14 protein-coding genes are annotated in these 15,802 nt (G+C 52.8%); 7 read left to right on the plus strand and 7 right to left on the minus strand.

Going from position 1 to position 15,802, the window contains the following annotated elements; genetic code table 11:
- The first annotated feature begins 283 nt into the window (after window positions 1–283).
- The 4 genes from AC5S3R_RS07085 (at window position 284) to AC5S3R_RS07100 (ending at window position 3,288) form a co-directional block, all read left to right on the plus strand.
- A complete protein-coding gene (locus AC5S3R_RS07085) occupies window positions 284–982 on the plus strand; it encodes a hypothetical protein (protein ID WP_494266318.1) in 699 nt (232 codons plus the stop codon).
- Between the two features lie 3 nt (window positions 983–985).
- Window positions 986–1,642, plus strand: a complete 657-nt coding sequence (locus tag AC5S3R_RS07090; protein WP_494266319.1) for a hypothetical protein — start codon at window positions 986–988, stop codon at window positions 1,640–1,642.
- Complete coding sequence (locus AC5S3R_RS07095; RefSeq protein ID WP_494266320.1) at window positions 1,642–1,974, plus strand: hypothetical protein; 333 nt, start codon at window positions 1,642–1,644, stop codon at window positions 1,972–1,974. The genes AC5S3R_RS07090 and AC5S3R_RS07095 overlap by 1 nt, the downstream gene beginning before the upstream one ends.
- Before the next feature lie 153 nt (window positions 1,975–2,127).
- A complete protein-coding gene (locus AC5S3R_RS07100) occupies window positions 2,128–3,288 on the plus strand; it encodes an AlbA family DNA-binding domain-containing protein (RefSeq protein WP_494266321.1) in 1,161 nt (386 codons plus the stop codon).
- A gap of 270 nt (window positions 3,289–3,558) precedes the next feature.
- Here AC5S3R_RS07100 and AC5S3R_RS07105 read toward each other — a convergent pair whose 3' ends face one another.
- Window positions 3,559–4,413: a hypothetical protein gene (locus tag AC5S3R_RS07105; protein ID WP_494266322.1), complete on the minus strand. Its 855-nt coding sequence runs from the start codon at window positions 4,411–4,413 to the stop codon at window positions 3,559–3,561.
- 214 nt (window positions 4,414–4,627) lie between these two features.
- Here AC5S3R_RS07105 and AC5S3R_RS07110 point away from each other — a divergent pair, with 214 nt between their 5' ends.
- Window positions 4,628–5,179 carry a hypothetical protein gene (locus AC5S3R_RS07110; RefSeq protein ID WP_494266323.1) on the plus strand — a complete coding sequence of 184 codons (552 nt, stop codon included), beginning with the start codon at window positions 4,628–4,630 and terminating at the stop codon, window positions 5,177–5,179.
- A gap of 281 nt (window positions 5,180–5,460) precedes the next feature.
- Here the strand turns inward: AC5S3R_RS07110 and AC5S3R_RS07115 are convergent, their stop codons facing one another.
- Both AC5S3R_RS07115 and AC5S3R_RS07120 read right to left on the minus strand, forming a co-directional pair.
- Window positions 5,461–5,712 (minus strand): ribbon-helix-helix domain-containing protein, encoded by a 252-nt coding sequence (locus AC5S3R_RS07115; protein ID WP_494266324.1) that lies wholly within the window; start codon window positions 5,710–5,712, stop codon window positions 5,461–5,463.
- Between the two features lie 159 nt (window positions 5,713–5,871).
- Window positions 5,872–6,738 (minus strand): SDR family oxidoreductase, encoded by an 867-nt coding sequence (locus AC5S3R_RS07120; RefSeq protein WP_494266325.1) that lies wholly within the window; start codon window positions 6,736–6,738, stop codon window positions 5,872–5,874.
- 191 nt (window positions 6,739–6,929) lie between these two features.
- Here AC5S3R_RS07120 and AC5S3R_RS07125 point away from each other — a divergent pair, with 191 nt between their 5' ends.
- Window positions 6,930–7,565 carry a CGNR zinc finger domain-containing protein gene (locus AC5S3R_RS07125; protein WP_494266326.1) on the plus strand — a complete coding sequence of 212 codons (636 nt, stop codon included), beginning with the start codon at window positions 6,930–6,932 and terminating at the stop codon, window positions 7,563–7,565.
- A 16-nt stretch (window positions 7,566–7,581) separates the two neighbouring features.
- Here the strand turns inward: AC5S3R_RS07125 and AC5S3R_RS07130 are convergent, their stop codons facing one another.
- A complete protein-coding gene (locus AC5S3R_RS07130; protein ID WP_494266327.1) occupies window positions 7,582–11,982 on the minus strand; it encodes a DEAD/DEAH box helicase in 4,401 nt (1,466 codons plus the stop codon).
- Window positions 11,983–12,208: 226 nt separating this feature from the next.
- Between AC5S3R_RS07130 and dinB the strand changes: the two genes are divergently transcribed.
- Complete coding sequence (gene dinB / locus AC5S3R_RS07135; protein WP_494266328.1) at window positions 12,209–13,210, plus strand: DNA polymerase IV; 1,002 nt, start codon at window positions 12,209–12,211, stop codon at window positions 13,208–13,210.
- A gap of 195 nt (window positions 13,211–13,405) precedes the next feature.
- On the opposite strand, the gene trxA is transcribed toward dinB, so the two are convergent.
- From trxA to AC5S3R_RS07150, 3 genes are all read right to left on the minus strand, one after another.
- The gene (gene trxA, locus AC5S3R_RS07140) at window positions 13,406–13,729 is read right to left on the minus strand and encodes a thioredoxin (protein ID WP_494266332.1); all 324 of its coding nucleotides are present in this window, start codon (window positions 13,727–13,729) and stop codon (window positions 13,406–13,408) included.
- A gap of 160 nt (window positions 13,730–13,889) precedes the next feature.
- Entirely contained in the window at window positions 13,890–15,338 is a 1,449-nt protein-coding gene (locus AC5S3R_RS07145; protein ID WP_494266329.1) for an efflux transporter outer membrane subunit, read from the minus strand.
- Window positions 15,335–15,802: efflux RND transporter permease subunit (locus AC5S3R_RS07150; RefSeq protein WP_494266330.1), on the minus strand; the 468-nt coding region annotated here is incomplete at its 5' end. The genes AC5S3R_RS07145 and AC5S3R_RS07150, both read right to left, overlap by 4 nt.

A 15,802-nucleotide genomic window follows, 5' to 3' on the forward strand; every position in this document is an offset into this window, starting at 1 on the left:
CTACTGGCGGGAAGGGCGTTTATCAGGATCAATGTTCTGGATCGGCTCAGATATTGTTCGACGGGTGCATTGGCCTAAAATTACTGGTCTAGGACACCCTGAGCTATCTGGCCAGTTGAGCAGGCAGCAAGGCATTGTGCCTCACCAGCTAACTGTTCTCAATGCGGCACAAATCATCCCGGAGGATGATTGCTGTGCCCACAAAGTAGCTCATGTGCCAGAGCGAGAAGTACAACTTCTGCAGAGATATTCTTTACAATGAAAGCTTTGGAGGACCTTCAGTGTGGCTTGCGAGCGTGGAAAAGCAACACCTGATGCCAACACAAAACTACGCCTATTCGCGGATTCGGGTGGTTTTTGTCAAAAGCCGGACTGTAACCGCAACCTGTTTGAAGATACGGGATCGACCGTGATTCATGTGGCAGAGATAGCTCACATCTTCGCTGCGATAGATGGCGGTCCTAGGACGAATGAGAAGTTGTCTGCTACCGAACGTGGAGCATACGGAAATCTAATTCTCCTTTGCTCCAATTGCCATACGACTGTGGATAAGGCCTCCGCGGATTATCCAGACAATCTGATCAAAAAATGGAAGCGAGATCACCAGCTTCGGCTTGAGTATATTTTCGGTGCTCGTGCTTTCTCATCGCGTGCTGAGGTTCGCAATTTTATCGAGCCTTTGCTAGCCGAAAATTCGTTTATCTTCAAAACGTGCGGGCCAGACCTTCCTTATCGCGACAACCCTGAAGCTGAGCTTGCCGCCGCTTGGCAATCGAAGGTAAAGAGTAGGATCATTCCAAATAATCGCAGAATTCTTGCGTCGTTGGATAAGAACCGCTCCCTGGCTACCGCCGATGAACTGCAAGTGCTTGAGCATTTCCGACAGCACATTTTTGATTTGGAGGCGAGGCACCTGACGAGTGAGGCGAGCGCTGGTCAGTTGCGTTTTCCGCCTGAGATGGCAGAAATGATGGAGAACTGAAGAATGTCTTTCAGCGCAATTTCATCAACTACGTGGGTTGCAGATAAGATCAAGGACTTAGTAGATGTCGATGAGGTCGATATCAAGGGTCGACACCTGTTGGTTGTTAAACGTATAGCGACACCAACTTTCAAAGCCGCAGTAATATCGAAAAACGTCGTTGAAGCGGACGACATTCAATCACTCTTCGAGGCTTACACAGATATCGACATCGTTGTAAATGTGCCGAGCCAGGCAAAATGGTCAGAAGGTGCGGTGCGTCTTTGTCTCGATGCCGGTATCGCGTTTGGCGGTATGTCTGCGATTACTTCAGCGATTGACAAGCACATCAAAGACGTTCGAATTTACCCCGGGAAGGAACTCGACTTCGTCGAGGGAGGATTGAGACAACATTCTCGAGTTTCTGAATTTATTAGAGATGATGAGCGTTCGTACAGAGTGGAACGTATTGGTCTCCCGGCGATCCGCGTTGTTGTATTAAATGACTACGAGCTTACCGCAGAGCTTGTGAGAGCAGCGAAGCTCAGATACGGAAACTTCGACGTGATTTTGATGAATAATCCAAACGGGAAACCGACAAAGCCCGCGGACCAAGTAGCCAAGCATCTTAACATTCAGATTCTTTATTGGGGGCAATTCCTCGGTTGGTTGAACCGATAATGAACCGTGATGGCGACATTCAAGCTGTTCTTGAGATTGCGAGAAAAGTCTCAACGGAAATCCATGGACTGACATGGTACGGATTCGGATCCTGTTTCTTGAGAAAAGCCGATTATAACGATGTAGACGTGCTGGTCATTTGTCGTTCCGTCGATGATGCAATCGCGGTCAGAAACCACGTAGAAAGAAATTTGAATACCGGAATTCTCCACCTGATAGTGATGACCTATGAGGAGGAGAAAGAGACACAATTTGTGACACGTCAAACATGCGTTCCCTTCAACGGGCTGTCTCGTGTGGGACTGGCCAATTCATCAATGATGGATGAATAAAGATCGCTGCTCGACTCATAGGGAGTCGATTGGTCCTCATAAGTCGGCATAGCGGAAGTAATCCCGCTCCACGATTCGAAGCAGACCCGGCTCAATGAGTGCATTGGCGATTTACCGCATATCGAGCCGAGAGCAGTATGATCGAGACATCCAATGATCAGCATAGGCTTATTTGACATTACGGAGAACGATCTCTTGGCTCTCATCGCCAACGGGGTGAGTGAAAGCCGCAGCCTGGATTACAAACGCGAACTGCCAAGGGGTAATGACGAAGGCAAAAGGGAGTTTTTAGCAGATGTTTCTTCCTTTGCGAACACAGCAGGCGGGGATTTGATTTTCGGAATTGAAGAGGAAAAGGGGCTTCCGACAAAGATAGTTGGCATAGAGACTGCTGATGTGGATGCTGAGTTGAGGCGGCTTGATAGTATTCTCGCGTCGGGCATTAGTCCACGAATCAAGTATGAACTGAGAGCAATCCCTCTGAACGATGGGAATGCCGCAGTCATCCTTCGTATGCAACGGAGCTGGCTTGGACCTCATCGGGTTGTCTTCAAGAGCCACGACAAGTTTTACGGGCGGAATTCCGCTGGCAAGTATTCGCTCGACGTGACAGAACTTCGAACCGCCTTCAATCTGTCGAGGACTGTAAACGAACGCATACGAGCCTTCAGGACCGATCGAGTCATCGCGCTAATGAACAATGACACTCCGATCCCATTCACAGACACGCCCAAAGCCGTTTTGCACTGCATTCCAGTCGAATCCTTCGCCAGTCAACCAGTTTTCGATGTACTTCCGCTTTATGACGATCCCCGATCTCTGCCGGTAATAGGTTCAACGGTCTGGGAACGACGATTGAATCTGGACGGCTTGATGTCATACAAACATGGCTCTCCATGTGCCGCGTACACTCAACTGTATCGTTCTGGGATTATCGAAGCGGTCAGCGGAGAGATCGTAGCAAAACAGTACAAAGAGTGGACCGTGATCCCGAGCCGCGCCTTCGAAAGTTATATCTTTCAATTTCTGCCTCAGTGCATACGCATATTGCAGCAAATTGGCGTGACTGCCCCGGTCCTTTTCGGGCTTACCCTTACTAAGACTCGTGGCATTTCTATGGGTACCGACGCCCTGGATTGGGGTATGTCCTACCCGATTGCGCAGAACTCAGTTGTCCTCCCCGAGGTCTTGGTAGAAGATCTCTCAATGCCGGTTGGAAAAATCCTCAGGCCTATCTTCGATCTGGTTTGGAATGCGTGCGGATATCCTCGTTCTGAAAACTTTGACTCGGAAGACAATTGGATTACTCGGTAGCTTGGACGGAACACTGCTTCGGCTGTAACAAAGTCGGACAGAGTTTCGACTGGCGCCAACAGGGCTTACCGCCCACCGAGTGAGGGACTGCCCAGCAGCGTGTCAGTTTGCGACTCGGCGATTTCGCATAAACCGAGATCCTGCGGATCTGGCCACCGTTTTGCCGAAGCAGAGCGCGTTGTTCGGTACTAATCCGAGCTGATAGTTCTGATTCACCTACGCCACAGAGAGGCGTTGGTCTTTCTCCGCACGTTGGTGTTACGTCTGCCTTCACCTCATGGAAACCAAGAACGCTTCTGTGCTTTCGCATACCGCAAGTTGATCATCCAAGGCTTGAATGTAATGCTCAGATTTACTTATTGCGCTCGGATTCGACTTATCAACTAATGCCAATATGCGCGCCTTCATATCGGTTATCCATTGGCGGACGTTCCGGTTCGATTGCCGCTCTTTCTCAATATCAAATTTGTGTCCGAACATATCTCCAATGATGAATGAATGCTGCAAGGCTTGGAATGGAAAAAGCGCCACAAGGTCTCGATCTCTTTTCACAAAACGACGGAATATCTCTTGAACACACTTGTCACACTGGTCAATGTAGATGGACACTGCTGAATCGATCTCAACAAAGGGAGTACCGCGCTCATCAGCATTTCGTGTGAATACAGCGACATTGCTCTCGCTCGCATAGGCTCTCTGATAGCCAGTCCCATAAAACTGAGTATCAGAGTGAGATATCATGCCTCGAGTGATGTAGCCCCTACACATTACGCCTTTCTGCATTAATGAAAAAACGAGCTGCCAGCAATGATGCAGAAGATTGATTATGCCAGCAGGAGACACTTCGCTCGACACAATTACGCAGTCCGAAATTTGCGTGGCTCTAAAATTGAGATTGCGTTGAATGCACTTGCTCATTGGGCAAACCGTGGGTCCATCTTGTTCAAAGCGTAGTCGAGCTTGCACAGAACCACTGGCTCTCAGAACTGCAATGACTTCTAAAAGCAGACTGTCGCTTTTCCCTTCGGCTGCTTCCACCATGCTTTTGAAGCCCAGTACGTCTATATAGGCAATAAACTTATCAGCGAACTCGATTTCCAGCATCTTGGCATATTCTTGACTCAATTGCCCCCCCGTCTTCCACCCTATTTTAGCTGGGCGACTCATTTGCTAGACCGTGGATCAGTTCCGATACAGCTTCCTGGAGTTAACATCAATGATCATCGTAGGTAGCGTGAGATGTTACTCGGGAGCCTACGCTAGAGATGTGTGCTCAGTCCCCTAATCACGGCACAAGAGTGACGGGTGGAGCGAATTGACAGACTCTGAATGATCCAGAATGGAAGGATGGTTTTTAAACGTGGGGTTCTTCAAGGGTTATTGCACACTTGACGATGCATTTGCGCTTTTGATGGAGGCGAAGGGCCTACCCATGACTGCCAAAACATCGGTTCGTTTGCGCAGATTATTCCGATCATCCATCATGTTGAGCTGGATCGCGCTTGAAGACGGACTTGATGATGCCATAGATGACTGGAGCAGTGCAGGAAAAACATTTACTGGGATTCCGACAGGTTTGAAGCGTCGTCTGATATTTGTGCTGTCTGCCATTGATGCTTCGCCTTTGAACGAACCTGAATTTGATCGCTTGAGAAGTATTCGGAACTGCCTTGCCCATCCTAAAACCGCGCGAATTGACGATGAGCTAAGTATCGAGATTGCGAGGCAGACCTTTGAGTTGTGTATTGCGACGCTTCGGGCGTTGAGCCCATTTCGAATCGTCTGCCCGGCGGACCAATCTGATCTATCGCTCACTCACGAACTGACCGTCCGGGTGCATGAAACGCCTCTGCCGAATAAATCTGCCACGTCTCGAAAGGTTATGCCGTGATTGCAGGAGCCCGCTGATCCTTCGCTTTGTTCCTGAATTGGCGACGACAGGCCGATGTACTCATTAAGCATGGGTTTGATCCGACGTCGAATCATTAGTCCCGAGAAACGCCCTTCGCGGAAGCGATTATTGGGATTTTATGGGAATTTACCGGAGCAACGATCAAATCAGAAATTGTTGATTTGATCGTTGCGGGGGCCTGCAACGTCACGAACTTGCTCGTGATTCCATTTGAGAGACCCCTAACTGAGTCTGCCGCATGAATGCCGCTCAGCGCAGGCCTACAGGTGTGCCTGCTTCTTTCGCAGGACAGAGACCAGACTGTCGCCTTGGAGTTCCTCTGGAGCTACCACAATTCGCTTTGTCTCCAACGCCTTCAGAAGCTCGGATTCCAAAAGCGACCGTCGCTGCTCTTTGTCTTGGCGGATCAGATTGCGGATGAACTCGCTCGGCGTGCTGAAGTCGCTTGAGGCTACTCGCTCTTCTACATAGGCCTTTAGGGAATCGGGAAGCGAAATGTTGAGGGAGGTCATAGGTATGCCCTCATCTTATGACAATTTATGAAGGTAAGTGCAATACATTCAATGAAACTTGAACCGACTTTTGATTGAGAGGCGCGCCATCAGCCGTGATTGCTTGCATGGCTGGGCTGGATACGATCTAGGGAAATGACCGCTCCAGCCCATCGCAGGCTACAGAATGTTCAGCTTTTCCAAGGATGCTAGTCCAAGGCCTTCGATAACGCCGCGTTGAATGGGAGCAATCGCTTCGTTCGCGGCATCCGATCCGAAAGGCAGACCAACTACCACGCGGTTCGGCCTCTGGCCGGCGGGAGTTGCGAGCAACTTCTCGATTGCATCCGCAACATCCTGCGGATTGGGCTTCTTCTCCTCGAAGATGCTGACGAACGCCTTCAGAATGTTGCCAGGGATTTCAGCGACCTGGCCGTAGAGTCCAGCACGCTCGCCATCCGCAGGCTGCTGCGCGGCGGCATACATGTTTGTCGGATAGGCGCTCGGCTGCACAAGCACAACATCAACACCCAATTGGGACAGCTCATAGCGATAGCTGTCGCTCATCGCTTCCACCGCCTGCTTGGATGCACCATAGAGGCCGAAGAACGGAAGAGTGACCCTGCCAAGAATCGAGCCAACGTTGATGACGAGGCCGGAACGGCGAGCCCGCAGGGTAGGCAGCGTTGCGCGAAGAACTCGTTGAATGCCGAACACATTCACCTCGAACAGATCGCGCGTCTGCTCGGGGGTGAACGTCTCCGAAACTCCTGCTGAGGCGATTCCGGCATTATTGATCACCACGTCAAGCACGCCATTGGACTTTTCAAGCAAATGCGTGACCGCCAGATTGACGCTCCTGTCGCTGGTAACGTCGAGCTCGACAACTTCGATGTTCTGGCTCTTGAATTCGTCAGCGACCTGTTTTCTTGCTCCCGAGACGCTTCTGAATCCAGCAAACACTGTGTGGCCAGCGCGGGCGAGCTTTTCGGCAGTGGAGCGGCCAAAACCGCTCGATGCACCAGTAATGAGAATCGTTTTCGACATTGATTTTTCCTTTCGATGTGAGAGTCCGGCTCGGGACTGTTCAACCCTGGATCTGGACGACCACGGTCGCGACAGCTCAGGGAATGTCACGCACGCAGGCCGAATTCATGTAATCAATAAAATTACTTTTTAAGGATTACATGAATGCTATGTAAGTTGTCAAACGGTATTTTGAGGATTACACTCAACGGATGGAAATTTTGGCAGAAAAAGCGCCCGCATCGTTGCCAGCCCTTAGGGTTGGCGATCATCTGGCTCTTGATTTTCTGAATTCCATCGCAGGACCTCACGGCACTTGGTATGAGTGGATTGGAGACGGCCCGGCGTTCATGCTCTGGCTGGAACAGGTCGGAATGATTACACCCGATGAGCGTAAGAGAGCAACAGAAACGCTCTCTTCGCGGCAGTTGGATCATTTAGCCGCCGAAGCGCGCGATCTTCGTGAGTGGTTTCGGGGTTTACTTGCACGCGTTAAAGAACATGGCGTTCAAACTGTGGATGAGAAGGATGTCGATCGACTTAACTCATACCTCGCCGTAAGCGCAGTCTCTCAATATCTGCAAAGAACAAAGGACCTTCGGCTGGAACTCGTCCCGAGAAAAGATTTAGCGGAACCAAAGGCATTTCTCGCTCTCGTTGCAGAATCCATCGCCGAACTTCTCTGTGAAGAGAGTTTGAATTTGGTATCCCGCTGCGGAAGCCCTATTTGCTCGATCTGGTTTTACGACCGCACCAAGAGCCGTCGCAGGCGCTGGTGCAGCAAGGCCGTCTGCGGCAACAGGGCACACGTCACAGCATTCCGGCAGCGCACCAGAGATGTTTCCTAGGTGCTTCTCGGTCCGATCAGAAGAGAATGCCTGAAGAATTTGCGGCCCTTGCTCCTGCCTGTGGGATCGGCGCGACTGCCACGCGTTTGCGAGTGCGGAGCCTTTGCGCAACCGTTGCGTCCGTTTGGTCAAAGCCGGCAGTCCGAAGCACCGTTGTGCGTCCGATCGCAGCGGGAACTCGCTCGCCTGGGATGAGGATTCCGACGAGATTGACCGGGTCTGCTCCAGCCAGATTCACCTCATATTCTGCTTTTTGCTGAGCGATTGCCTGCAAACTTTCTACCGCTTCGGGAAGCGCAAATTGCTCGCCGCTGAAATTGCGGACAAACCTCCCGCCTCGGATCTCTCCTCGATCTTCAAGGCGCCGCAGCATACGCAGCAGAACTCCCCAACGCGGTAGGTTCGATTCCAGACTGAGCAGATCACGGAAGACAACACCATAGCGACAAAGCAACATCCTTGCCGCCGATTCCACCGCCGCATCCTCAAAACGAGCTGCTTCGATATGATCCTCAGGAACTGGAGCGTCTGCGCGGAATAGCGACCATCGTCCAGCTGCTGTCCGCGACTTTCGATACCACGGTTGATTCGACGTCCGGCGGTCAGGATCAATCATGGCTCTTAGCTGATCGAAACCGTCCGCTGCAGCAAGGCCCGCTGCGGCAAGCTCCCAGAGGCCATGCTCAACCTGAATCGGGATAAGACCGCAAGATCGCTGTATCTCTTCCGCAAAGCAGGCACCCTTCTTCTTCATCAGGTCGAAGACAATCGACGCATTCGGCGTGAATGCACGCGCGAGTTTTTCATCGTCAACGCGGTGTTCGCGAAGGGCATAATCCAACCACGCTGCTGAGTCGCGAAGATAGAAGGTGATGGGAGCTGCGCCTGTGGGTGTAATTCGACGTGGTGCATTTCCGTTACCTTCGTGGAAGGCGGGATGAGGGGATACTCGTCCCCAGCCTACGACACCGGACAAACACAGGTGATCCAGCCAACGCGGATCGTAGTTGGCAACGCGCGATGGGAAAATCATTTTTTCCCACTCAGCGGCCGGCGCTTCAAATCCCTCCAGCTTTGAAATCGCCTCGAGCAGTCCTTCTTCTCCTGAAAGCTGAGTCTGTGGAGCGAGGTGTTGCCAGCGCAGCAACCACCGCATGAAAGTGGAGGATGAAACCGCCTCTATTTGCTTCCTGCGCGCTCCTATTGTGAACTTGTGAATGCGTTGAAGAATACGACGCTCGCACCACTCTACCTGGAGCTCATCCTCCACAGGTGGATACTCGAAGCTACCGCGCATCAGGAGGCCCTGGACCTCCAGAGCGATGAAGGCGTGGAGAACAATCTTCGGCTCAAGAGAGAATTGTGTCCCAAACCGCGTTGCAGTCACGGGACCGAGTATCTGAATCCATCCTTGAATGCACTTGTGAAGCGCCTGCTCCCGCATCTCGCTCGACACGGCAGCCTTCGTCCATAGTGCGTTCGCCATAGGAGTGCGTTCCGCGGCAATCCAACATGGAATCCCACCACAGTCCATGGTCTGCGCGCGCCCACTGTTTTCGAGGCGCTGATAGAAGTCGGGCCAATGTGCGGTTTTCTCTTCGTCGAGCATTGGGAGTGGTAGTACGACCACGCTCATCAGAAGGTCATGCAGTTCATGGTGATCGCGAATGTCAGGCCAGCATTGCGCCCGGACTGCTGCAATCGCCTTGGCGTCAAGTTTGCCTGGACGTTCCAGAACGCTGGGAGGAATGCTCGTCTTGAGAGATACCGCGCGGGCTCGGCGTTCTTCGAGTCCAGCCTCATCGAGAAATGCATACGGATTTGCATTGATGAGTTCGTGTGCAAACTGTGATGGTACAGGAGTGTCAACAGCAAGGCATTGAACACCGCCGCTCTGAATGCTACGCAGTACCTCGAGCAGGCCATTGAGATCCATTGCTTCCTGCAGGACGTCCTGCATCACTTCGCGTACCAATGGATGATCGGGGATTTGAATATCTCCCTCGATGTTCTCGAAACACGCAGCAGCTTGCGGAAAGACACTGGCCAGCAAGTCTTCGGAACGTGTGCGCTGAACCTGTGGAGCGATGCGTTTCCCATTCGAGTTCCGCAGAAGTTGAAGGCTGCGCCCGGCAGCCCAGCGCCAGCGAGTCTTAAATACAGGGGCGGCAAGAGAGGCTTGTTCGAGCAGCGACGTCACCGTGACTTCTGTGAGGAATTGGAAAACATCGGAGAGCGGGAAGCTATGCTGTTCGGCAAGAGAGATGTTGATGCCGTTATCGGTCGCTGCCGCTTGAAGCTCAAAGTTGAAGCCCCGGCAGAAGCGTTTGCGAAGCGCAAGACCCCATGCCTTATTGATCCGTCCTCCGAACGGAGCATGAAGAACTAGCTGCATTCCTCCACCCTCGTCGAAGAAACGCTCCGCAATAATGGTCGATTTGGTCGGAACAGCGCCAAGCACCGCTCTTCCCGCGACAATATATGTGACTAGCTGTTGAGCAGCCCATTCGCCGATTCCGCATTGCTCCATTAACCAGGCGATTGTCGATGAGACTGCGGGATGAGCCGGCGAAAGAAACTCTGGAGAGAGAGCAGAGGTTCGTTGTGAGATGTCCGTTCGTAACTCGCTGACTGCATCTGAGAGCACGTCGGTACGCTGTGGCGCCTCTCCCGTCCAGAATGGAACACTGGGAGGGGCTCCGTGCGCGTCTTCGACATGCACTTTTCCAGATGGATCGATCCTCTGCACGCGCCAACTGGTGTTTCCGAGAAGGATCACATCTCCTGGACTGGAGTCGACTGCGAAGTGTTCGTCGAGAGTGGCAATCTGGATCTCGTCCGGCTGCAGGATCACATTAAATAGCCCGGTGTCCGGGATCGTGCCCCCATTGGAGATAGCAATCATCCGGGCGCCACGACGCGGATGAAGTTCCTCGTGAATACCATCATGCATCAGGTATACGCCGTATCGTCCACGGCTTGACTGGATTCCGTTAGAGAGAATTCCGACTACTTCTTCATACTGAGCCGCAGTGAGTTCCCGATACGGATAGGCACGTCGTAGGACATGAAACAGCGACATCTTTTCCCACGGTTCTGCTCCACAAGCTGCGACAATCTGCTGCATGAGAACATCCATTGGTTGCGGTGGAATTTCGAGCTGATCTAACTCTCCACGCCGCATTTTGCGTACCAGCGCAGCTTGGTCGATCAGGTCGTCCCGTGTTGTTGCGAAAAGCCTTCCTTTCGGTATGGCGCCACGCCAGTGCCCAGCGCGTCCGACTCGTTGCATGGCGACCGAAATGGAGCGCGTGCTTGCGATCTGACAAACCAGGTCAACATTGCCAATATCGATTCCAAGCTCAAGCGACGCTGTGGCCACCAGAATCTTGATCTCACCACGTTTCAGACGCCTCTCCGCGTCAAGACGCAGCGCGCGTGACAGTGAACCATGATGTGCGGCGACGTTTTCCACGCCGATCCGCTCTGCAAGCGCGAAAGAGATTCTTTCAACCAGCTTCCGTGTGTTCACGAAAACCAGGGTGGAGCGATGAGTTTCGGTATAGGCCGCAAGCTTATCGAATATCTCTTCCCACATGGCTTGCGATGTGACAGAGGTGAGTTCGACTGTCGGGACCTCGATAGCCACGTCCATAGTGCGTCGTTGCCCTACCTGGACGATGGATGCGCGATCTCGTCCGGGGCCAACGCCAGTGAGGAAATCTGCGACGAGTTCTATGGGATTCTGGGTTGCGGAGAGACCGATCCTTTGCGGAGGGGAGATGAGTCCAGAAATGAAGGCACCTGGAGATAACCTGTTTTCGCCGCAAACAAGTGCTTCCAGGCGTTCCAGAGTTAGGGCTAGATGGGAGCCGCGCTTGTCGTCAGCGACTGCGTGGATCTCGTCAACGATGATCGTCTCTACATGGCCGAGATGCTCGCGGCTGCGCTTGGAGGTTAGAAGGATGTATAGCGATTCTGGAGTAGTGACAAGTATGTGGGGAGGATTGCGCAGCATCGCTGCACGTTCCTTCTGAAGCGTGTCGCCGGTGCGCACGGCGGTCCGAATCTCCTGCGATAGATAGCCTCTCTCTAGTGCAAGCTGCTGGATCTCCTGCAGAGGCTCTGCGAGGTTCTTCTGGATGTCGTTGGAAAGCGCCTTCAGTGGCGAGACGTAGATGACTTGAGTCGTCGATGCCAGCGAGCCCTCGATTGCTCGGCGCAGCAGACGGTCAATACAAACAAGGAATGCCGCGAGTGTCTTGCCTGAACCAGTTGGCGCAGAAATCAGAGTTGGCTTACCGAGAAGAATACTCGGCCAGCCATGCACCTGTGGTTCAGTCGGAGTACCAAAGCGGCGAATGAACCATTCGGCAGTGACCGGGTGGGCCCAGGACAGTTCTGCGGGGAAGTCCATGAGATATTCTACCTTGTTCGCCTTTTCTTTGCCTTAACTTTTGATGAGACTTGATGTTCGCGCAGCCGCCGCATGCTCAGAGTCACTATAGATAGGTTCAAATCCGCATGGCGAATAAATAGCGAATATGCGAGAATGCTTGTAGCGGAAATCATCATAAGGGACCGAGCAAAACACCAGGACGAATGCCGGAGAACCGAAGTTTATGGTGAGTAGCGAAATGTCTATGACTACGATTGTGCCCAGCACGCCCGCTGTTCCCGCGAGCGCCCCCAGTCTGGAAGCCATTGGATTTCGCAAAATCGTACATGTCGACATGGATGCCTTTTATGCGTCGGTTGAACAACGTGACGATCCCTCTCTCAAAGGCAAGCCCGTTGTAGTTGCATGGAAAGGAAAGCGCTCTGTCGTGTGCGCAGCTTCGTATGAGGCCAGGCGTTATGGCGTGCGCTCGGCGATGGCTGCAGTTCAGGCTGAGCGTCTGTGTCCTGATGCCATCTTCGTGCCACCTGATTTTCCTCGCTACAAAGCTGTATCGCTGGCCATACGGAAGATCTTCCAGAGACATACAGATCTGATCGAGCCACTTTCCTTGGATGAGGCATATCTCGACGTAACAAGCAACAAAACCGGTCTTCCTACGGCCACGCTCGTCGCAAAAGCGATACGCAGTACAATTCGCGAAGAGCTTGCTTTGATCGCCTCTGCAGGAGTTGCTCCTAATAAGTTCTTGGCCAAGATCGCCTCCGATTGGAAGAAGCCCAATGGCCTCTTCGTGATTCAACCGCACGAAGTGCAGAGCTTTTTATTGCCATTGCCTGTGGGCCGTATCCCTGGCGTGGGTAAGGTCACGGAGAAGAGGATGTCGGAAATCGGCATCAAAACTGTTGGCGACATCTGTTCGATGGAAGTGCGTGAACTGGAAGCAGAATTTGGCCGTTGGGGAATACGTCTTTACGAGCTGGCACGAGGTATCGATCACAATCCAGTTGTACCCAACCGAGTTCATAAGCAGATATCTGCGGAAGACACATTTCAGGACGATATTCCACTATCTGAATGTGAGTCGCATATTCGCCGTCTCGGAGAGAATGTGTGGGTCGCATCTCGTGAAAATGCCCGAGGAGCGCGAACGGTGGTATTGAAACTCAAGACAAAAGAATTTCGCTCCATGACTCGCAGCCTCAGCTTGTCTTCGCGCATCTCCTCATGCGAAGAGCTTACGTAGATCGCATTGGGTCTTCGCGAAAAAGTTGAACTTGGTCCGGACCAACTCTATCGCTTAGTAGGCGTCGGCCTTAGCAACTTTCAGGCTGATACAGAACCATCGTCATCTCTTTTTGATCTGTAGCCCGATTGGATCGATAACCGGTTAAGGAAGCGATAGCGATAAACCTCTACCGCTTCCCAAGCCCGTATCAAGCTAGAGAATCCCGCTCAGACTCTCATCGATTCGTTCCTTTGGAACGCACCCAATGATTTGATCAGCAATCTTTCCGTCCTTGAAGACTAGAAGAGCAGGGATACCGCGGATACCATAGCGCGCCGGCGTCTGGTTATTTTCGTCGACGTTCATCTTCATTACTTTGAGCTTGCCATGGTAGCTTGTTGCCACCTCTTCTACAACAGGCGCGACTGCGCGACATGGTCCGCACCAGCCCGCCCAGAAATCAACCAGGACTGGCTCCTGCGACTGAAGAACTTCCGCCTCGAAGGTTGAATCCTTCACTTCTGATATGTTTGCCATGATTCCTCCAATGACTCGTTTGAGGTTGTTCACTGGCTCGCTAACACGCCAGTCAGGGGTGAGAAAATGAGCCATCGCATTCTTTCTTCGACCGGATGGCTCAAACTTGTGGACTTCTGCAGGCGGCATCGCTGAATTACCTGCCGCGTGTCAGGTGACGTTAATTAGGAACACTCCATCCACCGCCAAAGCTCCGAAACACTACAACCGCGGCGCGTGCAGAATCTGCTCGGTTGGCGTCGAGTTCATCTTGTGCCGTGAGGAGCTGCCGATCTGCATCGAGCACGTCTGTGAGTGTGATTGACCCGGCACGGTACGCCTGCTCTGATAGGTCACGCGCTTTCACGAGTGATTGCACTTGAGCCTGCAATTCTGCACCATAGGCCTCGGTCTGAGTCAGCATTGCCAGAGCGTCTTCAACATCTTCGGCAGCGTGCAGAACTGCCCGGCGATAGCCAACAAGGGCCTCCGCATTTGCGCCCTTCGCTTGTTTGACCTCGGCGTCTACTCGACCGAAGTCAAAAAGACGCCAACGCAACCCAGCGATTGCACCCGGCTGAAATGCTTCCTCCGTGAACAGATGCCCAGAGTTCAAACTGTCGAGACCGAGAACCCCGGTGAGCGAGAGCTTCGGATAGTATTCAGACACTGCGACCCCGATGCGCTCATTGGATGCCGCGAGGTGCCGCTCAGCTGCGATGATGTCCGGGCGCCGCCGCAGTACATCGGTCGGCTCTGGACTGCTGATATTGGGGATAGATGGAATCGGCGCGGTGGCTTCGAGTTCCTGAGAGTAAGTTCCTGGTTGAACTCCTTCGAGAACATCGAGGCGATTCAACTGCTTTTCGAGCGCCAAACGGAGTAGAGGTATCGTAGAGCGCGCTTGTTCGAGTAACGCTTGAGCCTCTGCAACTTCACGACCAGTTCCAGCACCAGCGTCGAGCCGGTTCTTTACGAGCTTGAGCAGATGCTCATCCGTCTCGATCTGATTCTTGGCGACTGCTAAGCGAGCTTGATAGCCCCGGATTTGCAGATATGCGTCTGCTGCCTCCGCAGCCACCATCACTCGCGTTGCAATCCTATCCGCCTCCGCAGCTTCAACCTCGTCGCGAGCCGCTGCAGCGTTATGGCGTAATCCTCCAGCGACATCAAGTTCCCAACTTGCTGATGGACCGATGGTGTATTCGTGGATGTCACGCCTAAAGGTCGGGTAGCTGCCAGCAATGCTACCGAGGTTTCCCTGAAGGCTTTGGCGCTCTGCGGCTGCCGAAGCGTCAAACTCTCCTGTGGGGTAGAGTTTGGCGCCTTCACCCGCGGCCTGGGCGCGCGCTTGGTTTACGCGCGTCAACGCGGCCTCAAGATCGAGATTCTGGTCGAGAGCCCGTTGAACTACGGTTACCAATAGCGGGTCGTTAAAGCCAGTCCACCAATGATCAAGCGCTGGCGCAGCAGCATTCCCCGCTGCGGGCGTATCGACCTTATTGTGGAATGGCGCAAGCGCTGGTGTTGGCGCCTTGTACTTCGGACCAACCATGCATCCTTCGAGAAGCAGACTCAACACAAGAGTGCTCAGGCCTACTCTAGCGATACTGATATGGGAGCGGCTCATGCGTTCCTCCTGCTGAATTTCCGGACGATTGTGTAGAACGTCGGTGTGAATAGAAGCCCGAAGATAGTCACTCCAAGCATGCCGAACAATACAGCCGTACCGAGTGATTGACGCATCTCTGACCCGGCTCCCTGTGCCACCGCAAGCGGTGCAACGCCAAGGATGAAGGCGAACGAGGTCATCAGAATCGGACGGAGACGAGTTCTGGCTGCGCTCACCGCCGCCTCCTCTGCCGGTACATGGTCAACGTCTTCCCGCTGTTTAGCGAATTCCACGATAAGAATCGCATTCTTTGCAGCCAGCCCAACGAGCACGACGAAGCCAATCTGCGCCAGAATATCGATAGGCATATTCCGGGCATGAAGACCTGTCGCTGCTGCTAACAAACACATCGGAACAATCAGCACAATTGCCAACGGCAGCTTCCAGCTTTCATACTGTGCCGCTAAGACAAGGAAGACAAA

This window comes from Occallatibacter sp. FHG110214_02, from assembly GCF_059115385.1.